Source organism: Streptomyces sp. NPDC059828 (genome assembly GCF_042731955.1).
Lineage (GTDB): Bacteria > Actinomycetota > Actinomycetes > Streptomycetales > Streptomycetaceae > Streptomyces.
Genome location: NZ_JBHWIW010000039.1, coordinates 46,313 through 72,124, shown reverse-complemented (window position 1 = coordinate 72,124; position 25,812 = coordinate 46,313). Strand labels below are relative to the sequence as shown.

The window sequence follows — 25,812 nt, the reverse complement described above, 5'->3', positions numbered from 1 at the left end:
GCGCGGCTCTCCGCATGCCTGCTGCGGTACGGCAGGGACCTGCCGCCCCTGGCTCAGCCCGCGGCCAGACCGCCCAGCAGCGGGCCCGCGACCGGGATGTCCGACGTGTGGCCGAGCGAACCGGTGGCCTGGCGGGTGTCCACGGACTTGAAGTCGGCGATCTGGGTGCCGACGCCGTTGTTCAGCGGATCCACGGGGGTGTTCGCGAGCGGGTTGAGGGGGACGTGCTTGACCGGATTGCCCATGGCTCCGGTCCCGGTCAGCGCTCCCACGGCCGGGGCCGGGTCGACGTCGGCGACCTCGTACGCCGGGAGCGTCTCCGCCGTCTCCGCCGCCTGGGCCGCTCCGGCGCCGCCGCCGATGGCCGCACCCAGTGCGGTGACGGTGAGACCGACGGTCCTGAGCCTTGGGGGTCGTGGCCTTGAGTGTCGCGCCATGAGATTCCTGACTACTGGAGGAGTAACGGAACGGCGACACACAGTAGTTCTTGTGTGATGCTCGATACCAACTCGACCACTGGGGGATCCCCCACGGGGGTCAATGCTTCACACTGGTGTCCCGTGAGTTCCCAACCCCTTCCGACGCGTGTCGTCCTGCTCGCCGGGCCATCCGGTTCCGGAAAGTCCTCCCTCGCCGAGCGTTCCGGTCTTCCGGTGCTGCGACTCGACGACTTCTACAAGGAAGGGGACGACCCCACGCTGCCGCAGGTCATCGGCAGCACCGACATCGACTGGGACTCCCCCGCCTCCTGGGACGCCGCCGCCGCGGTGCGCGCCATCGAGGAGTTGTGCCGTACGGGACGGACGACCGTGCCCGTCTACGACATCGCCTCCAGCTCCCGGACCGGCTGGGAGACCCTCACCATCGAACGCACCCCGCTGTTCATCGCCGAGGGCGTCTTCGCCGCGGACATCGTGCGTCACTGCCAGGAGCTCGGGCTGCTCGCCGATGCGCTGTGTCTGCGCGGGCGGCCCTCGACCACCTTCCGGCGCCGTCTGCTGCGCGATCTGCGCGAGGGTCGCAAGTCGGTACCGTTCCTGCTGCGTCGTGGCTGGCGGCTGATGCGCGCGGAGCGGGCGATCGTCGCCCGTCAGTGCGCCCTCGGCGCGCACCCCTGCGGCAAGGAGGAGGCCCTCGGGCGTCTCGCCGCCGCCGCGGTGGGGCACTGCCACGAGGCGCGGGCGACGGAAGTCGCGTAACGGAACGTACCGCTCGGCTCCTGCGGCTCCGCACACACTCAGGGCCGGCCCGGACATGTCGTCCTGGCCGGCCCGTGGTGTTCCCCGCGCCGCCGAGATCCCCCGTGATCCCTGCGGCTCCCCCGTGCTTCCCCCGTAGGGTCCTCTGGACTTCCCCCGTTGAGGCCCCTGTGCTTCCCCCGTGTCCCCCCGTCGAGGTCCCCCGTATCCCCCGTGGGTACCTCGTCCCCCGTACTGCCCTCAGGCGACCAGTTCGCCGAAGGACTCTTCCTCGTCACGGCCGAAGCTGAGGGCCTCGTCCTCACGCAGCCGGCGGAGCGACCGCCAGATGCTCGACTTCACCGTGCCGACACTGATGTCGAGGATGTCCGCGATCTCGGGATCGGTGCGGCCCTCGTAGTAGCGCAGCACCAGCATGGTGCGCTGGAGTTCGGGCAGTCGGGCCAGTGCCTGCCACAGCACCGCCCGCAGCTCCGTGCCGCGCATCGCGTCCGTCTCGCCCGCCGTCTCCGGGAGCTCCTCGGTCGGGTATTCGTTCAGCTTGCGGCGGCGCCACGCGCTGATGTGCAGATTGGTCATGGTCCGGCGCAGGTAGCCGCCGACCGCCGCCTTGTCGGTGATCCGGTCCCAGGCGCGGTAGGTCGAGAAGAGCGCGCTCTGCAGCAGGTCCTCCGCCTCGTACCGGTCACCGGTCAGGTGGTAGGCCGTCGCGTACAGGGAGGCGCGGCGCTCCTGGACGTACGCGGTGAACGCCGCCTCGGCGTTCACCGCACCCGCCACAGCCCCCGTCGCGTCAGCGCCCGCACTCTCCGTACCGGCGTCCACGATCGCCATATAGGCCGTGGATGCCGTCGAAGTCCTGTGCTGGCGCCCGGCGCCGCGAACGCACCCCCGCCCGTTCACGACGCCGGACTTCTCCGTGCTCCTCACGACGTCGTGCAGACGCGTGACAACTGCGCTAGAGGTGGTGCCGTGCAGTGCGTTCATCGCGCGCCCCCCGTCGGTTGGAGTCTTGGTACCGGCCGCCCTTCCGGCCTTGTGGAGATGAGCTTGCCCGGGCACCTTCACGCCGGTGTCCGCCGACTGTCACAGAGCTGTCACAGGGCCCGGGGACACGGCCTCCACACAGCCTGGGCACAGCCCTGACTCAGGTACGTACTGCCCGGCAGTCGAAGTACGCCACCTGCATGGGCCACAATGGCCTCCGTGCCTTTCCTGTTGCTGATCGAGGACGACGACGCCATCCGCACGGCCCTCGAACTCTCCCTGTCACGCCAGGGCCACCGTGTGGCCACCGCGGCGACGGGCGAGGACGGCCTGAAGCTGCTGCGTGAGCAGCGGCCGGATCTGATCGTGCTGGATGTGATGCTGCCCGGCATCGATGGATTCGAGGTGTGCCGCCGCATCAGGCGCACCGACCAGTTGCCGATCATCCTGCTCACCGCGCGCAGCGACGACATCGACGTCGTGGTCGGTCTTGAGTCCGGTGCCGACGACTATGTGGTCAAGCCGGTGCAGGGCCGGGTGCTGGACGCCCGGATCCGCGCGGTGCTGCGGCGCGGGGAGCGTGAGTCGACGGACTCGGCGTCGTTCGGCTCGCTGGTGATCGACCGCTCCGCGATGACGGTCACCAAGAACGGCGAGGACCTCCAGCTCACGCCCACCGAGCTGCGTCTGCTGCTGGAGCTGAGCCGCCGCCCGGGGCAGGCGCTGTCGCGCCAGCAGTTGCTGCGGCTCGTCTGGGAGCACGACTACCTGGGTGACTCGCGGCTGGTGGACGCGTGTGTGCAGCGGCTGCGGGCGAAGGTCGAGGACGTGCCGTCGTCACCGACCCTGATCCGTACGGTGCGCGGCGTGGGCTACCGACTGGACGTCCCTCAGTGACCCAGGCCGGCACAGCGAGCAAACCCGGCGCAGTCGGCGCGGCCGGCACAGCCGGTGAGAGAGCGAAGAGGGCGATACTCGCCGGGCTCGGCTGGACCAGCCTGCGCCTGCGGCTCGTCGTCGTCTTCGGTCTGGTCGCGCTGACGGCCGCCGTCTCCGCCTCGGCGATCGCGTACTGGCTCAACCGCGAGGCCGTACTGACCCGTACGCAGGACTCGGCACTGAACGACTTCCGGCAGGAGATGCAGAACCGGGCCGCTTCGCTGCCCGCGCGGCCCACGCAGAACGAGCTCCAGACCACCGCCGAGCAGATGGCGGGCGACGATGCCGGATACAGCGTGGTGCTGCTCGGCGAGCGCGCGGCGGGCAAGCCGATCACGGGGGCCTCGGACCCGGATGTCTTCACGCTCGACGACGTGCCGAAGTCACTGCGGGACGCGGTGAACGAGCGGCAGGCGACCACAGCGGGCAACTCGTATCCGTACCACCTCTTCTGGCTGCGTACCCAGCGCGGCAACACGCCGTATCTGGTGGGTGGTACGCGGATCATCGGCGGCGGTCCGACCGGTTACCTGTTCAAGTCCCTGGAGCAGGAGCGGGCCGATCTCAACTCGCTCGCCTGGTCTCTGGGCATCGCCACCGCCCTCGCGCTCGTCGGCTCCGCACTGATCGCGCAGGCGGCGGCGACCACGGTGCTCCGGCCGGTACGCCGGCTCGGCGAGGCGGCCCGGCAGCTGGGCGAGGGCAAGCTGGACACCCGGCTGCATGTGTCCGGCACCGACGAACTGGCCGAGCTGTCGCACACGTTCAACCGCGCGGCCGAGTCGCTGGAGAAGAAGGTCGCGGACATGAGTGCCCGCGAGGAGTCCAGTCGGCGCTTCGTCGCCGATATGTCGCACGAGCTGCGCACCCCGCTGACCGCGCTGACCGCCGTGACGGAGGTCCTGGAGGACGAGCAGGACACCCTCGACCCGATGATCGCGCCCGCCGTCGAGCTGGTGGTGAGCGAGACACGGCGGCTGAACGACCTGGTGGAGAACCTGATGGAGGTGACCCGCTTCGACGCCGGTACGGCCCGGCTCGTACTCGACGATGTCGATGTGGCCGACCAGGTCACCGCCTGTATCGACGCACGCGCCTGGCTCGACGCCGTCGAACTGGACGCGGAACGCGGCATCATGGCCCGGCTCGATCCGCGTCGCCTCGACGTCATCCTCGCCAATCTGATCGGCAATGCGCTCAAACACGGCGGTTCACCCGTACGGGTGTCAGTGCGCACGGAAACAGCCGGGACGGGTGACACCGGGGCAGGCAAGGACGAGCTCGTCATCGCGGTGCGGGACCACGGCCCCGGTATCCCCGAGGAGGTGCTGCCCCATGTCTTCGACCGGTTCTACAAGGCCAGCGCCTCCCGGCCGCGTTCGGAGGGCAGTGGGCTCGGTCTCTCCATCGCGATGGAGAACGCCCTGATCCACGGCGGCGGCATCAGCGCCGCGAACACGACGGACGGCGACGGGGGTGCGGTGTTCGTGCTGAGGCTGCCGCGGGACGCTTCCGGTATCGCCGCCGAGGGCGGCTGCGACGTGGACCGGGAACAGAACGGGGACCACGCGGAGCGGGGAGAGGCGGGCGACACGCAGTGACCGGAGCAATTCGACGGGCGCCGCGTGCGCTGCGGACCCGGCGTACCGTTCGGGCCGTGGCGGTCTCAGCCGTGCTCGCGGGTACGGTCGCGGGCTGCGGCATCAGGACCACATCCGTACCTGTGGACGCGGGGCCCGCGCCCTCGCGGATGTCCTGCACCCCGCCCTCGAAGGAGTCGTCCGCGCGGGAGCAGCCGGGGGCGCTGCCGGTGCGGGTGTACCTGGTGTGCACGTCGGCACTGGAGGCCGTGGACCGCACCGTGTCCGTACCCGAGAAGGCCGTGGACAATCGGGTGGCCGTTGCCTCCGCGCTCCTCGACGCGCTGGAGGCGACGCCGTCGGCCGACGAGGAGGAGGCCGGGTTCACCACGAGCGTGCGCGGCCCACTGACCGTACGGCAGGGCCGGGACGGCGACCCCAAGGGCACCCTGCGCCTGAGCCGGGAGCCGGTGGATCTGCCGCCGACCGCGCTGGCGCAGATCGTGTGCACGTTCACGGACAGTGCGTCGGTGGCGAGCGGCGGGGTGGTCCTGGGCGGCCCCGGTGACTACGGCCCGCGCGCCTACCGCTGCACGGAGGCGGCGAAGGAGCGTCCCGAGTCGGTGCTGTCGCCGGTAGCTCCGGAGGCTTCCGGCGCTGCCTCCTGACGGATCGCCGGGCGGCCGCCGGAAGGTCACTCGACGGATCCGCCACGGGGCGGAACCGATCCTGCCGGTCGTGACGTCTTGGTGGTCGTGCAGCGTCAAGGTTCGGGCGGCAGCGCCGCCATCTGCTTCCGCGTGGCGGGGAGCGTACTCCTCCTCGCACATCTGGCACTCGTGGGGTGGCTGACGCTTCGCCCGCTCGATGTGATGTGGGTGACGGCGGCGAATCTGGAACCGCTCGCCGGGATCAGAGCCGATCTGGCGCTGGGTCCCGTCGAGGCGGCGCACCGGATCGGCGAGGGGCTGCTGCTGCTCGCCCCGCTCGGGATACTGCTGCCGATGGCGGGGGGCCGGCTCATGGTGTCGCCCTGGGCCTCGCTGACCCGCACGGTCGCGACGGGCGCGCTGCTGTCGCTGGCCATCGAACTGCTCCAGACCGGGGTGCCGGGCCAGGTGGTCGACGTGGACTCCCTGCTGCTGAACACCACGGGCGTGGCCCTGGCCCATCTCGCCGTCGTACCCGCGAGCCGGGCCAGGCTGCGGCGCAGGTGCCGCGCGGGTCGCCCGTCGTCCGGCGCCGGGCGGGGCCGCAGAGAGCGTGGGGCCGTGCTCCGGGAGGACGCCGTCGCCCAGGGGGCGCCGACCCCGGCCGCGGTGATGCACGGGATCGGCGCCGCCCGGTAGCGGCACGGCGACGGCGTCCGCCCGTGTGTGCGGACCTCACCCCCGTGGGGGTCCTCACACACGGGCGGACGCCGTCGGTCAACGGGCGGTCAGCCAGGTCCTGCTGAGCGCGATGGCCTTGAGTTCGTCCAGGGTGATGAGCGGCTGGTCGCCCTGCTTCCTGGACTTCGGAGTCGGGGCGTTGTACGCCGTGACGATCATGTCCAGTCCGTTCACCCGGCTTACGCCGACCTGCAATCCGACGACACCCGGTTGGCTGCCCGGGAGGCTCCCTGTGGCGACCTTGGTCCCGTCGGGGAGCACTTCGGCGCGCTTCATCGTGATGACCGCCATCCGGGTCGCTTCGATGTAGGTCTGATTGCCGTCTCCGTCGGCCACGACCACATGCCCCTCGCCCCCGAAGGTCGCACCCTCCGAGTACACCGTCAGCCGCCGGGGAAGCAGGTACTTGAGGATGGGCAGTACATCGCCCGGTTCGGCTCGGGAACCCGGGACCACCGTGCCAAAGGCATTCGGCTCTCCGTCGCGGGTGAGGGAGCCGTCGACGAACATCGCCAGATGGCGCAGCTTGCCCGGGTTCATGCGCGGGTTGGAACCCTGGGGCGGCACGGACCCCGACACCTGCACGTTCTGGGTGGCGGCCTCGATCAGGTAGCCGTTCGGGGAGAGGGTGGTGACCTCCCACTTCTTGACGCCACCGGCCTTGCCCGCTTCCGTGTAGCCCTTCACGGCACGGTCGCCTGGCTGGTTGGTGCACTCCTCGTACGGTGAGCTCTTCGCGTCCGGGCAGACGAGCAGCGCCTTCACCGCGGCGTCCGCCGGGTCGACACGACGCACGGACAGGGTGACCTTCTCCTCGCCGAAGCCGGTGTCGAAGACGATGGAGGCGGTCGCCGCTTCGGCCGCGTCGGTGCTGCCCGAACTCTCGACGTGGGGTTTCACGACGCCGATCCCGGTCCTGCCCATGGCGTTCTCCAGGATGTCGCCGATCTCTTCGGCGGTGATCGCGAAGTGCCCGTAGTCCCCGGAGGGCCTGAATTTCGCGGCGGATTCGTCGGTGCGCCCGCCATCCGTCAGGTACGCCCCACCGGTGGCGACCAGCGCCACGGCCAGCGCGCTTCCGGCCGCGATGCCCGCGCGGCGGCGGGCCACCCGGCGGCGGCCCCGGGCCAGGCCGCCTGTGACGAGGACGCGGTGGTCCCCGGTGAACGTGCCCCCCGCGTCCTGGAGCACCTTGCCGAGTTCGTCTTCAAAGGGCATGCGGAACCACCAGCTCCTGATCTGGGCCGAACGTGAAAGGGGTTGAGGGACGAGGGCTAAGGAGTCGTGGCCAGTTCGGAGCGGCTGCTGCCCAGCCGCTCACGCAGCCGGGCCAGGGCGCGGGTCGAACGGGTGCGAACGGCCGCGGAGCTGACGTGCATCGCGTCAGCGGTCTCTTCGACGGTGCGGTCCTCCCAGTACCGGAGCACCACCACGGCACGGTCCTTGGGCGGGAGCTGTCCCAGCGCGTCCAGCAGCGCGATCCTCAACGTCGGGTCATCGCTGCGGCTGAGGGCGGTGTCGGGCAGTTCCCCCAGCGGCCGCTCCCCTGCCGAGCGCAGCCTGCGGTGGCTGAGGAAGGTGCGTACGAGCACGGTCTGGGCGTAGGCCGCGGGATTGTCGATCCGGGCGATCCGGCCCCACATCGCGTACATCCGGCCCAGTGTCTCCTGCACGAGATCCTCGGCGAGATGGGTGTCACCGCTGGTCAACAGGCATGCGGAGCGGTAGAGATGTCCGGCGCGGCCGACCGCGAAGTCCCTGAACCCGTCCTCGCGGGCAGATCTCATGCCCTCCCCCTTCACGCTCTGTTGCGTCGCTTGCGACATCCTCCATCTGATCGACGCGTCAACCCCGGCTGAATGTTTCACCCCTCTTTTTCAGCGGAGGGCCGGGCACCCCCGGCGCCCGGCCCTCACCCTCGTCGGCTCAGTCCCCGGCGCGCGAGATCTCACTGCTCGCGGCGGTCTCGGTCTGCCGGAACAGCCATTCGGACTTCAGCTCCGCATAGCCAGGCTTGATCACGTCGCTGATCATCGCGAGACGTTCATCGAAGGGGATGAACGCGGACTTCATCGCATTGACGGTGAACCACTGCATGTCGTCGAGCGTGTAGCCGAAGGTCTCGGCCAGCACCTCGAACTCGCGGCTCATGCTGGTGTTGCTCATCAGCCGGTTGTCCGTGTTGACGGTCGCGCGGAAGTGCAGCCGCCGCAGCAGCCCGATCGGGTGCTCCTCGTACGAGGCTGCCGCGCCGGTCTGGAGGTTGGACGTCGGGCACAGCTCCAGCGGGATGCGCTTGTCGCGTACGTACGCGGCGAGCCGGCCGAGCTTCACCGTGCCGTCCTCGGCGACCTCGATGTCGTCGATGATCCGCACGCCGTGGCCGAGCCGGTCGGCGCCGCACCACTGGAGCGCCTGCCAGATCGAGGGCAGGCCGAAGGCCTCACCGGCGTGGATGGTGAAGTGGTTGTTCTCCCGCTTGAGGTACTCGAAGGCGTCGAGATGACGGGTGGGCGGGAAGCCCGCCTCGGCACCGGCGATGTCGAAGCCGACGACGCCCGAGTCCCGGTAGCCGTTGGCGAGTTCGGCGATCTCCAAGGCGCGCGCCGCGTGCCGCATCGCCGTGAGCAGGGCGCCGACGCGGATGCGGTGACCGTTCGCGCGGGCGCGGCGTTCGCCTTCGCGGAAGCCCTCGTTGACGGCTTCGACGACCTCTTCGAGGGTCAGTCCGGCTTCGAGGTGCTGCTCGGGTGCGTAACGCACCTCCGCGTAGACCACGCCGTCCTCGGCGAGGTCCTCGGCGCATTCGACGGCCACCCGCTTGAGGGCGTCGCGGGTCTGCATCACGGCACACGTATGGGCGAACGTTTCCAGGTAGCGTTCCAGCGAGCCGGAGTCGGCGGCCTCGTGGAACCAGATGCCGAGCTTGTCGGGTTCAGCCTCGGGCAGCGCGTCATAGCCCGCGTCGCGGGCGAGGTCGACGATCGTGCCGGGGCGCAGTCCACCGTCGAGGTGGTCGTGGAGGAGCACCTTCGGGGCGCGGCGGATCTGGTCCGCGGTGGGCCTCTCGGGCCCCGGGGCCGTTCCCCGGGATGACACATGCGTGGTCTGGCTCTTCATCTCGGCACTGTAATCCCTACGCGCGTAGAAGGGAGCTACACGAATCACGGGTCGATACGTAACAGTGACCGTGCGGACGGGTGGAGTACACGTGTACTTCTGAGACTGTTCTGCCATGGCACACCACGCACTGCCCCGGCGGTGGGGGCGTTCAGCCGGTGCGGAGCCCCGGGCGAGAACATGGGCCCGCCTCGAGGCGAACGCGGCGCGAGAAGGCGGATCAGCAGCCGAGGCGAGGCTGGGACGGCCGGTGAGGGGCACGGTGTCGGGTCCCGCCGCGGCGGACGGCGCCGTGAGCGGGGTGGTGCTGCTGCTGCCCGACGGAGAACCGGAGTCGGCCCGCGGCCCCTCGGCGGTGTCGCACGCCGCGGCGCTGCCCCTGGCCAGGTCACTGGCGCGGGCGGGGCAGCGGGACGGTCTGGTGGCGCATGTGGTGCGCTACCGGGGCCGTGGCTGGAACGGCGCGGAGGCACAGCTCGCGCGGGACGCTTCCTGGGCCGCGGACGAGGCGGTACGGCGCTACGGGGACGTCCCCGTGTGTCTGGCCGGGCGCGGCATGGGCGGCCGGGCCGCGCTGCACGCCGCAGGGCATGCGGCCGTCAACTCCGTGCTGGCGCTCGCCCCTTGGCTGCCGGAGGACGATGTCGCCGCGCAGCCCGAACCGGTGAAGCAGCTCACGGGCCGCCAGGTCCTGCTCGTGCACGGCACCAATGACGCCCGTATCGACCCGGAGCTCTCCTACCGTCTTGCGGAGCGGGCCAAGAAGGCCAACCGGGACACCTGCCGCTTCGAGGTCCACTCCGACGGCCATTCCCTGCGCCAGTACAAGGCCGAAGTGCAGGCCCTGGCAGCGGATTTCGTACTCGGCGCGCTGTTCTCGCGGGCCTTCGCACGTCCGGTGGCGGACGCGCTCGCGGCGCCGCCGCCCCTGGGGCTGCGGATGCCGCTGGCGGCGGGGTTCGGACGTTCGCTGCGGAACAGGCACTGGAGCCCGCCGAGGATTCACCGGTAGTCGAGCTCGGCCGGCTCGGTGACCGTGGCCTGTCCGGGAGCGGGAGTGACGGGCTTCGTCGGCGCGGACGGACCGGGGTGCGGCTCAGTCAGGCAGCAGCTTGCCCCTGCGCGACAGCAGGAACTTCTTGAAGGCGGCCACCGGGACCGTGTCCTCGTGTCCGTCGAGCCAGGCGACGCCGATCTCGCGTACCGCACGCGGGGCCGTGACCGTCAGCTCGACGACGCCCGGGCGGGGGACGGCGGGCGGCGGGAGCAGTGCGACGCCAAGGCCCGCGGCGACCAGGCCGCGCAGGGTTTCGGCCTCCTCACCCTCGAAGGCGACACGGGGTTTGAAACCCGCCTCGGCACAGAGTGCGTCGGTGATACGCCGCAGACCGTAACCGGGCTCCAGGGTCACAAAGGTCTCGTCCGCCGCCTCCGCGAGCCGGATGCGCTTGCGCGATGCCAGGCGGTGCTCGTCGGGGACCACGAGCCGCAGGCGCTGCTCGTCCAGGCGCCGGGCGACGAGGTCGGGCTCGTCCGGCACCGGGGAGGTCAGGCACAGGTCCAGCTCCCCGGAGCGCAGGCGTTCGATCATCGCCTCGCCATAGTTCTGGACGAGGGTGAAACGCACCCGGGGATGGTCGACGCGGAAGGCGCGGATGAGCTCCGGTACGGTCTCGCTGCCCATGGTGTGCAGAAAGCCGAAGGCGACCTTGCCCGCGGACGGGTCGGCGTCGGCCCGTACCGACTCGGCCGCCCGTTCGACCTCGGCGAGGGCGCGCTCCACTGCGGTGAGGAAGGTGCGGCCCGCGGGAGTCAGCGACACCGTACGGCCCTTGCGGGTGAAGAGCGCGACGCCGAGGTCGTCCTCGAGCCGGACCATGGCACGCGAGAGCGTGGACTGGGGCACGGCGAGCTCCTGTGCGGCACGGGTCACATGCTCATGGCGGGCGACTCCCGAGAAGTATGCGAGGCGCGGAGCGAGCAGCAGCCTCATGTCTTCTTCGTAACTGTTGTGCGACACGCGATGCCCTGACCTGTATTCATGCACCATGGGAACGATTAAAGCCGTTCCATGCATTGGACGCATCAAAGGCGCATGCATACCTTCGAGACATGCCTTCCGCAAGTACCGGGGCGCCCACGGCCGTGGGTGCCCTCACCTCGCCGTCCCCCCAGCTCGCCCCGGGTCTGCCCGGCTACCGCCGCATGAGCTTCGCGCTCTTCACCGCGGGCCTCGCGACCTTCGCCCTCCTCTACTCCACCCAGGCCCTGCTCCCCGCCATCTCCACCGACTTCGGGGTGACCGCGAGCGCGGCCAGCTGGACGGTCTCCGCGGCCACCGCCGCACTGGCTCTGTGCGTACTGCCGCTGAGCGCGCTGTCCGAGCGCTTCGGACGGGCGCGGCTGATGACGGTCTCCCTGGTGGTCGCCGTCGCCATCGCCGCGCTGGTGCCGCTCGCACCGAACCTCGAGTGGATGATCGCCCTGCGCGCGGTCCAGGGCGCCGCACTCGCCGGTCTGCCCGCGTCCGCGATGGCGTATCTCGCCGAGGAAGTGCGGCCGAGGGCACTGGTCGCGGCGATCGGCCTCTTCGTGGCGGGCAACAGCATCGGCGGCATGAGCGGCCGGATCGTGACCGGCTGGGTCGCACAGCTCTGGGGCTGGCGCGCGGCGCTCGCCGCGGTCGGGGTGATGGCACTGGTGTGCGCGGTGGCCTTCCGGCTGCTGCTGCCGCGGGCCCGGCACTTCACCCCCGGCTCGCTCGACCCGCGCACCCTCGCGCGCACCGTACGCGGGCACCTCTCCGACCCGCTGCTGATGCGGCTGTACGTCATCGGCGCGCTGTTCATGACCGTGTTCGGCGCGGTCTACACGGTGATCGGCTACCGGCTGGTCGGCGACCCCTTCGGCCTGCCCCAGGGCATCGTCGGCTCCGTCTTCCTGGTGTACCTGGTCGGTACGGTCTCCTCCGCCGCGGCAGGCAAGCTGGTCGGCCGCCTCGGCCGGCGCGGTGCGCTGTACCTCGCGGTCGGGACCACGGCGGCGGGGCTGCTGCTCTCGCTCGCGGACTCGCTGACCGCCGTGCTGACCGGCCTGGTGCTGATCACCGCGGGCTTCTTCGCCGGCCACGCAGTCGCCTCCTCCTCGGTGAGCCGCACCGCGAAGACCGGCCGCGCCCAGGCGTCCGCGCTGTACCAGTCGGCGTACTACCTGGGCAGCAGCGCGGGTGGCACGCTCGGGGCGATCGCCTTCCACTCCGGTGGCTGGGCCGGGACGGTGCTGCTCGGGCTGCTGGCCGTGCTCGGCGTCGTGTCGGTCACGCTGTACGGGTCGTACGCGGCCCGTGCCGCGCAGCAGCGCGAGCAGCGCCGGCGGCTGGGCCGGAACCCGGGCCGAAGGCCGGTGTTCGCCGAAATCCGTTCGTAAATACCACAACCGCCGGCCCCCCGTACGCGTCGCATAGGTCAGAGCAACCGCAGCGCGCGTACTGGGGAGTTGGTAACCGTGGAACGTGGACGTGGAACTGAGCATGCGAGAACGGGCCGGAGACGGGCCGTCGCAGCCGTGGGCATCAGCGGACTGCTGGTGCCCCTGACCCTCTCACTCGGCGCCGCCCCCGCCCAGGCGGCGTCCTGCACCACATCAACAGGGCCGTACCAGAAGCAGGTCGAGAAGTTCATGGGCCGCCCCGTCGACGGACGGCAGTCCCCCGCCGACTGCAAGGCGATCCAGACCTTCCAGCGCTGGCACGCGATCACCCCGACGATCGGCTACGCGGGACCGGTCACCTGGCGCACGATGAACACGATCCTCGCCCAGCGTGCCGCGGGCACCAACCCGAACAAGTCCGGGGCGTGCCCGACGAACAAGGGGCGCATCGCCTGTGTCGACCTCACCCGGCAGCTCAGCTGGATACAGGACGGGGCGAAGCTGAAGTACGGGCCGGTGCCGGTACGCACCGGGCGGGACGGCGCGGAGACCAGGACCGGAGCGAAGAAGGTCTACTACCGCAGCATCAAGCACTGGTCGACGCTCTACAAGGTGTGGATGCCGTACTCGCAGTTCTTCGACGGCGGGCAGGCCTTCCACTCGGTCACCAAGAGCATGTACAACCCGCCGGGCTCGGGCGGCTGCGTCAACATGCGGCCGGCGGACGCGAAGGCGTACTGGAGCCTGCTGAAGAACGGGGACGACGTTTACGTGTACGGGCGCAAGCCCGGGACCTGAACCTCCGTTGTCAGCCCCCTCCTGTAGCGTCCGAAGAGCTTGTACGGACCGGCGACAGGGGTGGACCTGATGACGCAGGATCTGGATTCCCGGCTCGAGGGATACCGCACGGAGCTGACCGGTTACTGCTACCGCATGCTGGGCTCCGCCTTCGAGGCGGAGGACGCCGTGCAGGACACGATGGTGCGCGCCTGGAAGGGCCTCGAGAAGTTCGAGGGCAGATCGTCCCTGCGCTCCTGGCTGTACCGGATCGCGACCAACGTCTGCCTGGACATGCTGAGCGCGGGCAGTCGCAGGGCCCGCCCGATGGACCTGTCCGCGCCGACCCCGGTGGCCCAGGCCCAGCTCAGCGCCCGTCCGGAGCTCACCTGGCTGGAGCCGGTGCCGGACGGGCGGGTGCTGCCTTCGGTGGCCGATCCGGCCGACCGGACCGTCGAGCGGGAGTCCATCCGGCTCGCGTTCGTCGCGGCGCTCCAGCATCTGCCGCCCAGGCAGCGTGCCGTGCTCATCCTGCGGGAGGTGCTGGCCTGGAAGGCGGCGGAGGTCGCCGAGCTGCTGGGCACCTCCGTCGCCTCGGTCAACAGCGCCCTCCAGCGTGCCCGCGCCACCCTCGCGGAGCAGTCGCCCACGGCGTCCGACCGGTCCGATCCGTTGGACGAGGAGCAGCGGCGGCTGCTGGAGCGCTACGTCGCGGCCTTCGAGGGCTACGACATGAAGGCACTGACCGCGCTGCTGCACGAGGACGCCACCATGTCCATGCCGCCGTACGACCTGTGGCTGCGCGGCCATGACGACATCGTCGGCTGGATGCTGGGCGTCGGCGAGGGCTGCCGTGGCTCCCGCCTCCTGCCGACCGTGGCCAACGGCTCCCCGGCCTTCGCGCAATACCACCCGAGCCGGTCGGGCGAGGGATACGAGCCCTGGGCGCTGATCGTCCTGGAGGTCAGGGACGGCAAGGTCGGCGGGATGGACTTCTTCCTGGACACCAAGCGCTGGTTCCCGCTGTTCGGGCTGCCCGCTCGGCTCAGCGCGGAGGCGGAGGGCTGAGGAGGGCCTCGCCCAGACCGACCAGTTCCAGCAACCCGAGCAGCTCCGGAGCGGCGTTGCACAGCCGCAGCTCCCACCCGAGACGCCGGGCCGTGAGCCGCAGCCGCACGATGGCCTCGACCGCGGTCAGGTCGGCCACGGTGAGCCGAGCGGCGTCGCAGACGGCCTCCCCCGGCCCGGCCCGGGCCTCGGCATCAGCCTTCAGCCAGGCACACAGCAGGGGCACATCGGCCGGGGTGACGCGGCCGGTCAGTTCCAGTACGAGGGGCTGCCGAGTGCTGTCCACATCGGATCTGACCGGCGTGGGGGCGACAACTCATCGCGGCCGCAGTGCCGGCCGCGAGGCAGGAGGGACAGTCGGACACCCGCCGCTCACGGCGGTCTCCCCAGCCGGTGCCGCACCGACCCCAGCACGCCGAACGGGACCGGTGGGGTCCACCGGTCCCGTTCACCCGAAGCGGCCGCGGGCGCTGCGACCCCGCCCGCCTCAGATCACGCGATGCGGTCCAGCACGATGGGGTTCGCCGTGAAGTCCGTGTCCGACGAGGCGATGTCGAACGAGCCCTCCAGGGACTTCAGGGCGTACGCGAACTTCTCCGGTGTGTCCGTGTGCAGCGTCATCAGGCGCTGGCCCGCGGTCACCGGCTCGCCGGGCTTGGCGTGCAGTTCGATGCCCGCGCCCGCCTGGACCGGGTCCTCCTTGCGGGCGCGGCCCGCGCCGAGACGCCAGGCGGCGACGCCGACGCCGTAGGCGTCGAGGCGGGTGAGGACACCCGACGACGGGGCGGTGATCACATGCTGTTCACGGGCCACGGGGAGCTCGGCGTCCGGGTCGCCGCCCTGAGCGGCGATCATGCGGCGCCAGACGTCCATCGCGGAGCCGTCGGCGAGCGCCTTCGCCGGGTCGGCGTCCTTGATGCCCGCCGCGGCCAGCATCTCCCTGGCCAGCGCCACGGTGAGGTCGATGACGTCCTGGGGGCCGCCGCCCGCGAGCACCTCGACGGACTCGCGGACCTCCAGCGCGTTGCCCGCGGTGAGGCCGAGCGGGGTGGACATGTCGGTGAGCAGGGCGACGGTCCTGACCCCGTGGTCGGTGCCGAGGCCCACCATCGTGGAGGCCAGTTCACGCGCGTCCTCGATGGTCTTCATGAAGGCGCCGGAGCCGACCTTGACGTCCAGGACCAGCGACCCGGTGCCTTCGGCGATCTTCTTCGACATGATCGAGGAGGCGATCAGCGGGATGGCCTCGACGGTGCCGGTGACATCGCGCAGCGCGTAGAGCTTCTTGTCGGCCGGGGCGAGCCCGTCACCGGCCGCGCAGATGACCGCGCCGGTGGTGTCGAGGACGTTCAGCATCTCCTCGTTGGACAGCAGGGCCCGCCAGCCGGGGATGGACTCCAGCTTGTCCAGGGTGCCGCCGGTGTGGCCCAGACCGCGGCCGGAGAGCTGCGGCACGGCCGCGCCGCAGGCGGCCACGAGCGGGGCGAGCGGCAGCGTGATCTTGTCGCCGACGCCGCCGGTGGAGTGCTTGTCGGCGGTCGGGCGGGACAGCGAGGAGAAGTCCATACGCTCGCCGGACGCGATCATCGCGGCGGTCCAGCGGGCGATCTCGGCCCGGTTCATGCCGTTGAGCAGAATCGCCATGGCCAGCGCCGACATCTGCTCGTCGGCGACCTCGCCACGGGTGTACGCGTCGATGACCCAGTCGATCTGCTCGGGGGTGAGCTCGCCTCGCTCGCGCTTGGTGCGGATGACGGAGATGGCGTCCATGTGCTGAGGGGTCCTTCCGGTACGAACCAGGGTGGTGCGGGAAATACAGAAGCAGAGGTACGGAGGTTTCGAGAGTGTCGAGAAGTGCCGCGGCCCCTCCGCTTGGGGGGCGGAGGGGCCGCTGATCTAACCGAGCTTCTCCGGGCCCAGCTGCTCGGGCCCGAAGGCCAGGGGCAGCATCTCGGCCAGCGTGAGAACGCCCTTGGCGGTCTCCAGCAGCAGACCGGGTCCACCGAACTCGTACAGCAGCTGACGGCAGCGCCCGCACGGCATCAGTACGTCGCCGTTGCCGTCCACACAGGTGAAGTGCGTGAGCCGGCCGCCACCGGTGGCCTGGAGCTGCGAGACCAGGCCGCACTCGGCGCAGAGCCCGAGCCCGTACGAGGCGTTCTCGACATTGCACCCGGCGACCGTGCGGCCGTCGTCGACCCGGGCCGCGGCCCCGACCGGGTAGCCCGAGTAGGGGGCGTACGCACGGGACATCGCGTCCCGCGCCACCTCCCGCAGGGCCTCCCAGTCGAAGGCGTCGGCGGCGTCATGGCTCGGGGAGGACGCGGAGGTCACTTGCCCTGGCCCTTCTTGTAGGGCATTCCGTCCGCCTTTGGCATACGCAGGCGTTGTGCCGACAACGCCAGCACCAGCAGCGTGGTGACGTAGGGCGCCGCGTCCACGAACTGGCTGGGCAGCGTGCTGGTCAGCGCGTACCAGGCGAACATCAGGGCGGAGACGCCCAGGCAGATCGCGGCCTGCCAGTGCTTCTTCTTGTAGAGCTGCCAGGCGAAGGCCAGCACCAGCAGGATCGCCAGCAGCAGCAGCATGGCGTGGACGTTCTCCGCGCCACCGCGCAGCTTGAGGCTGTCGGTGAAGCCGAAGAGCCCGGCGCCCAGCGCCAGTCCGCCCGGCATCCAGTTTCCGAAGATCATCGCGGCGAGACCGATGTAACCGCGGCCACCGGTCTGGCCCTCCTGGTAGATGCCCGTGGAGACGATCGCGAGGAAGGCGCCGCCGAGGCCGGCCATCCCGCCGGAGATGATCACGGCGATGTACTTGTACTTGTAGACGTTGACGCCGAGGGACTCGGCGGCGACGGGGTTCTCACCGCAGGACCGCAGCCGCAGCCCGAAGCCGGTGCGCCACAGGATCCACCAGGTCGCGGGGACCAGAAGGATGGCGACGACGGTCAGCACCGACAGGTTGGTGACCAGACCGCCGAGCACGCCGGCGAGGTCGGACACGAAGAACCAGTGCTTGGCCTGAAGATCGCCCAGTGCGTCGGAGAGCCCGGGGACGGTGATGTCAGGGATCCGTTCGATACGCGGGGACTGCTTGGAGGAGCCGCCCTCGGCCTCGGCGAAGGTGAACTCCGAGATGTAGCGGGTGACACCGACGGCGAGGATGTTGATGGCCACACCGGAGACGATGTGGTTGACGTTGAACGTCACCGTCATGATCGCGTGCAGCAGACCGCCGATCGCGCCGCCGACGATGCCGAGCATCACGCCGGTCCACGGGCCCCACTGGTAGCCCGCCCAGGCGCCGAACCAGGTGCCGAGGATCATCATGCCCTCGAGGCCGATGTTGACCACACCGGCCCGCTCGGCCCACAGACCGCCGAGACCGGCGAGACCGATGGGCACGGCGAGCTGGAGCGCGCCGGAGACCTGGCCGACGGAGGTGAGGTCATTGGCCCCGCTGATCACCCGGACCAGCGAGAACAGCGCGAGACCGCCCGCGATGATCAGCATGATGACGGGCAGGGACAGCTTGCGGCTTCCGCCGTTCTTCTTCGGCGCGATCGCCGCGGCCGAGACGGTGCTGGTGGACTCGCTCATGCCGCGGCCCCCTCCTTCTTCTTACGGGCAGCCTGAGCGGCAAGCTCCTCGCCGACCTTCTGCTGCTGGCGGCGAAGCCCGTACTGGCGGACGAGTTCGTAGGAGACGACCACGGCGATCACGATGAGACCCTGCATGATCATCGCGATCTCCTTCGGGTAGCCCTCAAGGCCAAGGCCCTCAGCCGTCTTCTCCAGGAAGGCGATGAGCAGGGCGGCGAAGAAGATGCCGAGGGGGCTGTTACGGCCCAGCAGGGCGATGGTGATGGCGGTGAAGCCGACACCGACCGGGAAGCTCAGGCTGTAGGTGTGGGTCTGGCCCAGCAGCATCGGCATGCCCGACAGACCCGCGACCGCGCCGGAGATCAGCATCGCGGTCATGACCATCTTCTTGGCGTTGACACCGCTCGCCTGGGCGGCGGACTGGCTGGCGCCGGTGGCGCGCAGGTCGAAGCCGAAGCGCGTGCGGTTGAGCACGAACCAGTAGACGATGCCGAGCGCGAAGGCGATGAAGGTGAAACCGTAGACCGTGCCGCCTTCGAGCTCCAGACCCGGGAACCAGGCGGACTCGGCGATCATGCCGGTGGTCAGGTCGTTGGAGCCCTTCTCCTGCACACCGAAGTTGGCGGGCAGGATCATCCAGGCGATCAGGCTGGTCGCGATGGCGTTCAGCATGATCGTGGAGACGACCTCGCTGACCCCGCGGGTGGTCTTCAGGATGCCCGCGATACCGGCCCAGAGGGCGCCGACGAGCATCGCGACGATCACGATCAGCAGGATGTGCAGCGGACCGGGCAGGTCCACCGCCGCACCGACGACGGCCGCCATCATGACCGCGAGGCGGTACTGGCCGTCGACGCCGATGTTGAAGAGGTTCATCCGGAAGCCGATGGCTACGGCGAGCGCGGCGAGGTAGTAGATGCCGGTCTGGTTGAGGACCAGGACCTGCACATCGGTGTACTCGATCTGGTCGACCATCAGCGCGTACGGCTGGAAGGGGTCGAGGCCCGAGACCACCAGCACCACCGTGGTCAGCAGGAAGGCCACGACCAGGGCGAGCGCCGGGCCGGCGATGCCCAGGAGCAGCCGGTCCTTGTCGAACTTCTTCATCGGCCCTCACCGTTCTCGTCGTGCTCAAGGTGGCCGGTGGCAGCGCCGGTCATGGCCGAGCCCAGCTCCTCCGGGGTGATCGTGGCGGGGTCGGCGTCCGCGACCAGACGGCCGCGGTACATCACCCGCAGGGTGTCGGAGAGCCCGATGAGCTCGTCCAGGTCGGCGGAGATCAGCAGCACCGCCAGGCCTTCACGACGCGCCTCACGGATCTGGTCCCAGATCTGCGCCTGAGCGCCGACGTCCACACCGCGGGTGGGGTGGGCGGCGATGAGCAGCTTGGGGTTGTGGCTCATCTCGCGGCCGACGATCAGCTTCTGCTGGTTGCCGCCGGACAGGGAGGCCGCGGTGACCTCGATACCGGGGGTGCGGACGTCGTACTCACGCACGATCCGCTCGGTGTCCTTGCGCACGGCCTTGAGGTCGAGCACGCCCCGCTTGCTGTTGGGGCGCTCGGTCACATGGCCGAGGATACGGTTCTCCCAGAGCGGGGACTCCAGCAGCAGACCGTGCCGGTGGCGGTCCTCGGGGATGTAGCCGATGCCGTCCTCACGGCGCTTGCGGGTCGGGACGTGCGAGATGTCGGCGCCGCCGAGGGTGATCACACCGCCGTCCGGGTCGCGCATGCCCATCAGGGCCTCGATCAGCTCGGTCTGGCCGTTGCCCTCCACACCGGCGATGCCCATGACCTCGCCCTTGTGGATGGTGAAGCTGATGCCGCCCAGGACCTCGCGGACGATGCCCTCGGGGTCGGTCTCCGCCAGCCGCAGATCGTTCACCTTGAGCATCGGCACGTCGGTGACCGTGGACTCACGGGTCTCCGGCGAGGGCAGCTCGCTGCCGACCATCAGCTCAGCGAGCTGTTTCGGCGTGGTGGTGCGCGGGTCGGCGGTGCCGACCGTGGTGCCACGGCGGATGACGGTGATGTCGTCGGCGACGGACAGCACCTCGCCCAGCTTGTGGGAGATGAAGATGACGGTGAGGCCCTCGGCCTTGAGCTCGCGCAGGTTGTCGAAGAGCGCGTCGACCTCCTGCGGGACGAGCACGGCGGTCGGCTCGTCGAGGATCAGGGTGCGGGCACCCCGGTAGAGGACCTTGAGGATCTCCACGCGCTGGCGCTCGGCGACACCGAGCTGCTCGACCAGAACGTCGGGACGGACGTTGAGGCCGTACGCGTCCGAGATCTCCTTGATCTTCTTGCGCGCCTTGGCACCGATGCCGTAGAGCTTCTCGCCGCCGAGAACGACGTTCTCCAGCACCGTGAGGTTGTCGGCCAGCATGAAGTGCTGGTGCACCATGCCGATACCGGCCGCGATGGCGTCGGCAGGACTGTGGAAGCTGACCTGGGTGCCGTCGACGGTGATGGTGCCCTCGTCCGGCTTCTGCATGCCATAGAGGATCTTCATCAGGGTCGACTTGCCGGCACCGTTCTCACCGACAAGGGCATGGACCGTGCCCTTGCGGATCGTGATGTCGATGTCGTGGTTGGCGACGACGCCGGGGAAGCGCTTGGTGATGCCGCGCAGTTCTACAGCCGGCGGCGTTGACGGACTGGACGCGTTGATGACGCACTCTCCTTGGCGAGAGAGGGAGCGGGCAGGGCAAGGAGGCTGTCGCGAGCAGGGGGTGGAGCGAAATTATCGCGCCGGAGAGTGTTCTACGCGCGTAGCAGTACCAAAGAGCAAAAAGCCTTGGCCAGAACCTGATCCGGGGTCCGGAGAGTGCTGTCTCCAGCACTCTCCGAACCCATCGGACCGGGGTTTTGGGGCCCCAAGGTCAGAGCCGCACGTTACGGAGCGGTCTTGACCGTGATCTTACCGGCGATGATGTCGGCCTTCGCCTTCTCGACGGCGGCGGTCACATCGGACAGCTTGGTGTAGGCCGGGTTGGAGGTGGCCAGGCCCACGCCGTCCTTGTCGAGGCCGTAGCGGACCTCGCCGGACTGCGCCTTGCCGTCCTTGACCGACTTGATCAGGTTGTAGACGGCGCCGGAGACGTCCTTGGTCACCGAGGTGAGGATGTGCTCCTTGTAGGCCGACAGGCCCTTCTGGCTGTACTGGTCGGAGTCGACGCCGACGGCCCACTTCTTGGCCTTGGCGGCGGCCTCGATCGAGCCGGAGCCGGCGAGACCGGCGGCGGCGTAGACCACGTCGGCGCCCGCGTCGATCTGGCCCTCAGCCGCGGCCTTGCCCAGGTCGGGCTTGGAGAAGCCACCGAAGTCCGGCGGCTGCGTCAGGTACTGGACCTTGACGTTGACGCCCTTCTTGGTGTCCTTGACGCCCTGCACGAAGCCCGCCTCGAACTTCTTGATCAGCGGGGTCTCGACGCCACCGATGAAGCCGACGGTGTTGGACTTGGTGACCTTGGCGGCGGCGACGCCGGCCAGGTACGAGCCCTGCTCCTCGTTGAAGACCAGGTTGGCGATGTTCTTGCCGGTCTTCGAGGTGTCGTCGATCAGGCCGAAGGTGGTGTTCGGGAACTTCGGGGCGACCTCGGCGATGGCCGTGGCGTACGCGAAGCCGACACCGATCACCGGGTTGTTGCCGGCGCGGGCGAGCGCGGTGAGGCGCTGGACCTTGTCGGGGTCACCCTCGCCCTCGCTGGGCTCGGCCTCGGTGCCCTTGGCGCCGAGGTCCTTCTCGGCCTTCTCGAGGCCCGCGAAGGCGGCGTCGTTGAACGACTGGTCGCCGCGGCCACCGATGTCGTAGGCGAGAGCGGCCTTGATCTGCTTGCCGCTGGTGCCGCTGTCCGCGCCCGCGTCGGACGACTTCTTGCCGCCACACGCGGTGGCGGACAGTGCAAGAGCCGCGGACGCGATGCCCACGGTGGCGATCCTGGTGATCCGGCGCACTGGGAGGCTCCTTCTAAACCTGACCGAAAGCGCCACTTCCGGCGCTGGTTTTCCGCGATCGTAACGCGCGTAGATGTCAGGTAAAGACGTGTTCGACAGCCGTTATCGGATCGTCGCGTAGGACGAACCTCAGATGAACTGTCCGATTACGAACGGTGTCCAAAAATCGGCCGGCACGACGAACCGTGCCGAGGTGGCCAGACCCAGGGCGACCTGCGTGTTTCCTGTGGCACGCGCTACCCGGCAGCTCACTCCGCGAGCGGTGGCCAGGTCCGCTCGGACAGGACCTAGGACCGCCGTGCGTCGAGCAGGGCAGCGGCCGTGAACAGCTCCACACCCGCACGGATCGCCTCCTCGTCCACATCGAAATCCCCCCTGTGCAGGTCAAGCCTGGCAGCGGACCCCGGCGGGCGCACCCCGAGCCGGGCCATCGCGCCCGGCACATGCTCCAGATACCAGGAGAAGTCCTCGCCGCCGAGGCTCTGCTCGGTGTCCTCGATCGCCGGCACGCCCCGGCGCGCGGCATGGGCTTCGTGCAGCAGCTCGGTCACCACGGGGTCGTTGACCACTGGGGGGACCCCGCGGATGTAGTTGATCTGCGACTTGGCCCGGTGCAGCGTGGCCACCTCGTCGATCGCCGCGTGCACCAGGTCGGGGGCGTCCCGCCAGGCGTGCAGGTCCAGGCAGCGCACGGTGCCGGCCAGCTCCGCGTGCTGCGGAATGACATTGCAGGCGTGGCCGGATTCGATACGTCCCCAGGTCAGGGCGAGACCGGCGCGGGCGTCGACGCGTCGGGCCAGCACCGCGGGAACCTCGGTGACGACCTTCGCCGCCGCGGTGACCAGGTCCGTGGTGAGGTGCGGACGGGCAGTGTGGCCGCCCGGTCCGTCGAGGGTGACCTCCAGCCGGTCGCAGGCGGAGGTGATGGGCCCCACCCTCAGCCCGATCCGGCCCGCGTCGACCCGCGGGTCGCAGTGCACCGCGATGATCCTGCCGACCCCGTCCAGCACCCCGGATGCGATCGCGTCGGCGGCGCCGCCCGGGAGCACCTCCTCGGCGGGCTGGAAGAGCAGCCGCACGGGATGGGGCAGCAGGCCCTGCCGGTCGAGCTCGGCGAGTACGAGACCGGCGCCGAGCACGGCGGTCGTGTGCACGTCGTGACCGCAGGCGTGGGCGCGGTCCGGGACGGTCGAGCGGTACGGGACCCCGGCCTTGGTGTCCGGGATGGGCAGGGCGTCGATGTCGGCGCGCAGTGCGAGCATGGGGCGGACACCGTCCCAGGTGCCCACGTCGCAGATGAGTCCCGTGCCGGTCGCCAGTACCTGGGGACGCAGCCCCGCTGCCTCGAGCCGCGCCTTGATCGCGGCGGTGGTACGGAACTCCTGGTTCCCCAGCTCCGGGTGCATGTGCAGGTCCCGGCGGAAGTGGATCAGTTCCGTGCGCAGGGCGTCGGACAGTGTGCCGGGCAGTCGGACTGCGCCGGTCAGGTCGGCATCAGGGTCACGGGACATCAACTGGCTCACCCGTTGAAGGGTAGGCCCCTTCGCGTCCCAACTAACTCGAGATCAACAAAAGTTCAGCCAATAGGGGAAAGAAACCACGCCTGACGACGCATAGCCCTCCCTCCGTGTGGGTAAGCTCACGCGATTCGGCATCGTGCGGCCCACGATGTGGACACCGGGCACAGGTGCCCGTCGTCGCCGGGCCCGTCAGGCAGGGGCTCCGATGCGGTGCACACCACGGGCGGTGCCTGTGACTCCCGCGAGAAAGCCCTGGGCGCGCGGTGAGGCGGTGTCCCTGAGCCACTCGGGCGCGATGTCGCACACCGCGACCGCCACCTCCGTACCCGCGAGGGCCAGCGGCAGGGTGTGCACGACGGTCGAGGGAAAGCTCAGGACCGTGCGCCCGATCGGGCCGCGCCGTGCGATCAGCTCCAGCGGGAGATCCGGGCGCACGATCTCCAGGCCGGTGCGGGCTGCGAGCCGGCGCAGCTTCCCGGTGCTCTCGCGGCGGTGGGCGAAGTAGCGGGTGGCCCCGTGCCGCGCCGCGAGCGCGGCGACGGCCTCCTCGTACCGCGCCGGGTCGACCACGCCCGTCTCCACCAGCGAGGTGCCGACCAGGTCGGCGCCCCGGGTGAGGCGCGGCGGTCCGAACCGGGCGCGGGTCCAGGCGAAGGTGTTGGCCCTCACCCGGATCCCCTCCGGTGGGTCCACGGGCATCGCGGTGAACACCTCGACCTCGCGGGCGGTGGACGGCGAGAGCCTGCGGCGCGCGACGGCCGAGACCGGCGCCAGCGCCAGCTCTCGCGCCCCACGCCGCCCGCGGCGGTGCCAGCGCACCAGGCGCTCGCCCCTGGCCACCTGGGCGACGTACTCCATGGTGGCGGTGCCGTCGTCCACGACCGTCAGGTCCTTGGTGCCCACCAGGGCCAGCAGGAGCTGCACATAGCGCGAGAAGGGATCGCCCACGACGACCCGCCGCGCCCCGCGCAGCAGCGGCGCCAGTTCCCGGACCGTGCGCAGGGGCGCGCCGGCTCCCGGAGCGCGCGCCTCCTGCCAGCGGACCGTGACGCCTTCGTCGCGGGCGAGCTCCGCCATCCGGCGCAGCTGACCGCGCGACATGGGGTCGGTGGGGGACAGCACCACCACGGTGAGCGCGTGTGCCGTCCCGCCGCTTCCGGCCGAGCCCGGTCCTTTCGGCTGCGCCGGAATGCCGTGCAGCAGGCCGGACGTCCTGGTGTGGGCCCACTCCAGGACGTTCAGGAGCTGGACCGGGCTCTCGACGAAGGCGAGGTCCATGGTCGTCAGACCGCGACCGTTTCGAGCTGCTGGGACCGGCCCGCCTGCTCGGTGTCGCCTGTCTGCTCGGTCTCGGCGACGACGCCCGCGAAGCGCCGCAGCTTCTTCATCGGGGCGAGCTCGGACTCGTACACCTTCTTGACCCCGTCACCGAGAGCGGTCTCGATGGTGCGGATGTCGCGGACCAGGCGCTGGAGACCACCGGGCTCGACGGACGCGGCCTGGTCGGAGCCCCACATGGCGCGGTCGAGGGTGATGTGACGCTCCACGAACGCGGCGCCGATGGCCACGGCCGCCAGGGTGGTCTGGAGACCGGTCTCGTGGCCCGAGTAGCCGATCGGGACGTTCGGGTACTCGCGCATCAGGGTGTTGATCACGCGCAGGTTGAGCTCTTCGGCCCTGGACGGATAGGTCGAGGTGGCGTGGCAGAGCAGGATGTTGTCGCTGCCGAGCACCTCGACGGCGTGCCGGATCTGCTTCGGCGTCGACATCCCGGTGGACAGGATGACCGTCCTGCCGGTGGCACGCAGGGCGCGCAGCAGGTCGTCGTCCGTGAGCGAGGCGGAGGCGACCTTGTGGGCCGGTACGTCGAACTTCTCGAGGAACGCGACGGCTTCGGTGTCCCACGGGGAGGCGAACCAGTCGATACCGCGCTTCGCGCAGTGCTCGGCGATGGCGCCGTACTCGTCCTCACCGAACTCGACGCGGTGCCGGTAGTCGATGTACGTCATCCGGCCCCAGGGGGTGTCGCGCTCGATGTCCCACTGGTCGCGCGGGGTGCAGATCTCCGGGGTGCGCTTCTGGAACTTGACCGCGTCGCAGCCGGCGTCGGCGGCGGCGTCGATGAGCGCGAAGGCGTTCTCCAGGTCGCCGTTGTGGTTGATACCGATCTCGCCGGTGATGTAGACGGGGTGGCCGGGGCCGGCGATCTTGCCGCCGAGGACGCGCAGACGGGAGTTCAT

General features: G+C 70.2%; 25 protein-coding genes. 9 read left to right on the top strand and 16 right to left on the bottom strand.

The window, feature by feature from the left end; genetic code table 11:
- Window positions 1-53 precede the first annotated feature (53 nt).
- Window positions 54-437 carry a hypothetical protein gene (locus ACFV6V_RS22645; protein ID WP_385567822.1) on the bottom strand — a complete coding sequence of 128 codons (384 nt, stop codon included), beginning with the start codon at window positions 435-437 and terminating at the stop codon, window positions 54-56.
- Between the two features lie 57 nt (window positions 438-494).
- Here ACFV6V_RS22645 and ACFV6V_RS22640 point away from each other — a divergent pair, with 57 nt between their 5' ends.
- Complete coding sequence (locus ACFV6V_RS22640; protein ID WP_385567819.1) at window positions 495-1,199, top strand: uridine kinase; 705 nt, start codon at window positions 495-497, stop codon at window positions 1,197-1,199.
- Between the two features lie 240 nt (window positions 1,200-1,439).
- On the opposite strand, the gene ACFV6V_RS22635 is transcribed toward ACFV6V_RS22640, so the two are convergent.
- The gene (locus ACFV6V_RS22635; protein WP_385567817.1) at window positions 1,440-2,186 is read right to left on the bottom strand and encodes a SigE family RNA polymerase sigma factor; all 747 of its coding nucleotides are present in this window, start codon (window positions 2,184-2,186) and stop codon (window positions 1,440-1,442) included.
- A 219-nt stretch (window positions 2,187-2,405) separates the two neighbouring features.
- On the opposite strand from ACFV6V_RS22635, the gene afsQ1 reads away from it, so the two are divergent.
- From afsQ1 to ACFV6V_RS22615, 4 genes are all read left to right on the top strand, one after another.
- Entirely contained in the window at window positions 2,406-3,083 is a 678-nt protein-coding gene (gene afsQ1 / locus ACFV6V_RS22630) for a two-component system response regulator AfsQ1 (protein ID WP_266486879.1), read from the top strand.
- Between the two features lie 74 nt (window positions 3,084-3,157).
- Window positions 3,158-4,726, top strand: a complete 1,569-nt coding sequence (locus ACFV6V_RS22625; protein ID WP_385567847.1) for an ATP-binding protein — start codon at window positions 3,158-3,160, stop codon at window positions 4,724-4,726.
- 56 nt (window positions 4,727-4,782) lie between these two features.
- Entirely contained in the window at window positions 4,783-5,373 is a 591-nt protein-coding gene (locus ACFV6V_RS22620) for a hypothetical protein (RefSeq protein ID WP_385567813.1), read from the top strand.
- Window positions 5,374-5,460: 87 nt separating this feature from the next.
- Complete coding sequence (locus ACFV6V_RS22615) at window positions 5,461-6,054, top strand: VanZ family protein (protein WP_385567810.1); 594 nt, start codon at window positions 5,461-5,463, stop codon at window positions 6,052-6,054.
- A 78-nt stretch (window positions 6,055-6,132) separates the two neighbouring features.
- On the opposite strand, the gene ACFV6V_RS22610 is transcribed toward ACFV6V_RS22615, so the two are convergent.
- The 3 genes from ACFV6V_RS22610 to ACFV6V_RS22600 form a co-directional block, all read right to left on the bottom strand.
- Complete coding sequence (locus ACFV6V_RS22610) at window positions 6,133-7,314, bottom strand: hypothetical protein (protein ID WP_385567807.1); 1,182 nt, start codon at window positions 7,312-7,314, stop codon at window positions 6,133-6,135.
- 56 nt (window positions 7,315-7,370) lie between these two features.
- On the bottom strand, window positions 7,371-7,883 hold the full coding sequence (locus tag ACFV6V_RS22605) for a SigE family RNA polymerase sigma factor (protein WP_385567805.1): 513 nt from the start codon (window positions 7,881-7,883) through the stop codon (window positions 7,371-7,373).
- A gap of 139 nt (window positions 7,884-8,022) precedes the next feature.
- On the bottom strand, window positions 8,023-9,216 hold the full coding sequence (locus ACFV6V_RS22600) for an adenosine deaminase (protein ID WP_385567802.1): 1,194 nt from the start codon (window positions 9,214-9,216) through the stop codon (window positions 8,023-8,025).
- 115 nt (window positions 9,217-9,331) lie between these two features.
- Between ACFV6V_RS22600 and ACFV6V_RS22595 the strand changes: the two genes are divergently transcribed.
- Entirely contained in the window at window positions 9,332-10,228 is an 897-nt protein-coding gene (locus tag ACFV6V_RS22595) for an alpha/beta hydrolase (RefSeq protein WP_385567799.1), read from the top strand.
- A gap of 84 nt (window positions 10,229-10,312) precedes the next feature.
- Here the strand turns inward: ACFV6V_RS22595 and ACFV6V_RS22590 are convergent, their stop codons facing one another.
- Window positions 10,313-11,266: a LysR family transcriptional regulator gene (locus ACFV6V_RS22590; RefSeq protein WP_385567796.1), complete on the bottom strand. Its 954-nt coding sequence runs from the start codon at window positions 11,264-11,266 to the stop codon at window positions 10,313-10,315.
- A gap of 62 nt (window positions 11,267-11,328) precedes the next feature.
- On the opposite strand from ACFV6V_RS22590, the gene ACFV6V_RS22585 reads away from it, so the two are divergent.
- The 3 genes from ACFV6V_RS22585 (at window position 11,329) to ACFV6V_RS22575 (ending at window position 14,490) form a co-directional block, all read left to right on the top strand.
- Window positions 11,329-12,642, top strand: coding sequence for an MFS transporter (locus ACFV6V_RS22585; protein ID WP_385567793.1), 1,314 nt, complete (start codon window positions 11,329-11,331; stop codon window positions 12,640-12,642).
- 144 nt (window positions 12,643-12,786) lie between these two features.
- Entirely contained in the window at window positions 12,787-13,443 is a 657-nt protein-coding gene (locus ACFV6V_RS22580; RefSeq protein WP_385567844.1) for a L,D-transpeptidase family protein, read from the top strand.
- Window positions 13,444-13,512: 69 nt separating this feature from the next.
- Window positions 13,513-14,490: a sigma-70 family RNA polymerase sigma factor gene (locus tag ACFV6V_RS22575; protein ID WP_385567790.1), complete on the top strand. Its 978-nt coding sequence runs from the start codon at window positions 13,513-13,515 to the stop codon at window positions 14,488-14,490.
- Here ACFV6V_RS22575 and ACFV6V_RS22570 read toward each other — a convergent pair.
- The 10 genes from ACFV6V_RS22570 to ACFV6V_RS22525 form a co-directional block, all read right to left on the bottom strand.
- Window positions 14,468-14,776 (bottom strand): STAS domain-containing protein, encoded by a 309-nt coding sequence (locus ACFV6V_RS22570; protein WP_385567787.1) that lies wholly within the window; start codon window positions 14,774-14,776, stop codon window positions 14,468-14,470. The two genes, ACFV6V_RS22575 and ACFV6V_RS22570, sit on opposite strands and share 23 nt — an antisense overlap.
- Window positions 14,777-14,982: 206 nt before the next feature.
- The gene (locus tag ACFV6V_RS22565; RefSeq protein ID WP_385567785.1) at window positions 14,983-16,260 is read right to left on the bottom strand and encodes a thymidine phosphorylase; all 1,278 of its coding nucleotides are present in this window, start codon (window positions 16,258-16,260) and stop codon (window positions 14,983-14,985) included.
- A 126-nt stretch (window positions 16,261-16,386) separates the two neighbouring features.
- Window positions 16,387-16,824, bottom strand: a complete 438-nt coding sequence (locus ACFV6V_RS22560; RefSeq protein WP_385567782.1) for a cytidine deaminase — start codon at window positions 16,822-16,824, stop codon at window positions 16,387-16,389.
- A complete protein-coding gene (locus tag ACFV6V_RS22555; RefSeq protein WP_385567779.1) occupies window positions 16,821-18,092 on the bottom strand; it encodes an ABC transporter permease in 1,272 nt (423 codons plus the stop codon). Before ACFV6V_RS22555 ends, ACFV6V_RS22560 begins: the two co-directional genes overlap by 4 nt.
- The gene (locus ACFV6V_RS22550; protein WP_361280301.1) at window positions 18,089-19,201 is read right to left on the bottom strand and encodes an ABC transporter permease; all 1,113 of its coding nucleotides are present in this window, start codon (window positions 19,199-19,201) and stop codon (window positions 18,089-18,091) included. Before ACFV6V_RS22550 ends, ACFV6V_RS22555 begins: the two co-directional genes overlap by 4 nt.
- Window positions 19,198-20,766 carry an ABC transporter ATP-binding protein gene (locus tag ACFV6V_RS22545; protein WP_385567841.1) on the bottom strand — a complete coding sequence of 523 codons (1,569 nt, stop codon included), beginning with the start codon at window positions 20,764-20,766 and terminating at the stop codon, window positions 19,198-19,200. The genes ACFV6V_RS22550 and ACFV6V_RS22545 overlap by 4 nt, the downstream gene beginning before the upstream one ends.
- A gap of 224 nt (window positions 20,767-20,990) precedes the next feature.
- Window positions 20,991-22,052, bottom strand: coding sequence for a BMP family protein (locus ACFV6V_RS22540; RefSeq protein WP_385567777.1), 1,062 nt, complete (start codon window positions 22,050-22,052; stop codon window positions 20,991-20,993).
- A gap of 287 nt (window positions 22,053-22,339) precedes the next feature.
- Entirely contained in the window at window positions 22,340-23,563 is a 1,224-nt protein-coding gene (locus ACFV6V_RS22535; RefSeq protein WP_385567838.1) for an amidohydrolase, read from the bottom strand.
- 198 nt (window positions 23,564-23,761) lie between these two features.
- A complete protein-coding gene (locus ACFV6V_RS22530) occupies window positions 23,762-24,850 on the bottom strand; it encodes a hypothetical protein (RefSeq protein WP_385567774.1) in 1,089 nt (362 codons plus the stop codon).
- Between the two features lie 5 nt (window positions 24,851-24,855).
- Window positions 24,856-25,812 carry an N-acetylneuraminate synthase family protein gene (locus ACFV6V_RS22525; RefSeq protein WP_385567772.1) on the bottom strand — a complete coding sequence of 319 codons (957 nt, stop codon included), beginning with the start codon at window positions 25,810-25,812 and terminating at the stop codon, window positions 24,856-24,858.

Excerpts from the sequence above, each read along its gene's own strand:
- ACFV6V_RS22645 (WP_385567822.1), bottom strand. The coding sequence starts at position 437 with ATGGCGCGACACTCAAGGCCACGACCCCCAAGGCTCAGGACCGTCGGT.
- ACFV6V_RS22640 (WP_385567819.1), top strand. The coding sequence starts at position 495 with ATGCTCGATACCAACTCGACCACTGGGGGATCCCCCACGGGGGTCAAT.
- ACFV6V_RS22635 (WP_385567817.1), bottom strand. The coding sequence starts at position 2,186 with ATGAACGCACTGCACGGCACCACCTCTAGCGCAGTTGTCACGCGTCTG.
- ACFV6V_RS22610 (WP_385567807.1), bottom strand. The coding sequence starts at position 7,314 with ATGCCCTTTGAAGACGAACTCGGCAAGGTGCTCCAGGACGCGGGGGGC.
- ACFV6V_RS22605 (WP_385567805.1), bottom strand. The coding sequence starts at position 7,883 with ATGAGATCTGCCCGCGAGGACGGGTTCAGGGACTTCGCGGTCGGCCGC.
- ACFV6V_RS22600 (WP_385567802.1), bottom strand. The coding sequence starts at position 9,216 with ATGAAGAGCCAGACCACGCATGTGTCATCCCGGGGAACGGCCCCGGGG.
- ACFV6V_RS22595 (WP_385567799.1), top strand. The coding sequence starts at position 9,332 with ATGGCACACCACGCACTGCCCCGGCGGTGGGGGCGTTCAGCCGGTGCG.
- ACFV6V_RS22590 (WP_385567796.1), bottom strand. The coding sequence starts at position 11,266 with ATGGTGCATGAATACAGGTCAGGGCATCGCGTGTCGCACAACAGTTAC.
- ACFV6V_RS22585 (WP_385567793.1), top strand. The coding sequence starts at position 11,329 with ATGCCTTCCGCAAGTACCGGGGCGCCCACGGCCGTGGGTGCCCTCACC.
- ACFV6V_RS22575 (WP_385567790.1), top strand. The coding sequence starts at position 13,513 with ATGACGCAGGATCTGGATTCCCGGCTCGAGGGATACCGCACGGAGCTG.
- ACFV6V_RS22565 (WP_385567785.1), bottom strand. The coding sequence starts at position 16,260 with ATGGACGCCATCTCCGTCATCCGCACCAAGCGCGAGCGAGGCGAGCTC.
- ACFV6V_RS22555 (WP_385567779.1), bottom strand. The coding sequence starts at position 18,092 with ATGAGCGAGTCCACCAGCACCGTCTCGGCCGCGGCGATCGCGCCGAAG.
- ACFV6V_RS22550 (WP_361280301.1), bottom strand. The coding sequence starts at position 19,201 with ATGAAGAAGTTCGACAAGGACCGGCTGCTCCTGGGCATCGCCGGCCCG.
- ACFV6V_RS22535 (WP_385567838.1), bottom strand. The coding sequence starts at position 23,563 with ATGTCCCGTGACCCTGATGCCGACCTGACCGGCGCAGTCCGACTGCCC.
- ACFV6V_RS22530 (WP_385567774.1), bottom strand. The coding sequence starts at position 24,850 with ATGGACCTCGCCTTCGTCGAGAGCCCGGTCCAGCTCCTGAACGTCCTG.
- ACFV6V_RS22525 (WP_385567772.1), bottom strand. The coding sequence starts at position 25,812 with ATGAACTCCCGTCTGCGCGTCCTCGGCGGCAAGATCGCCGGCCCCGGC.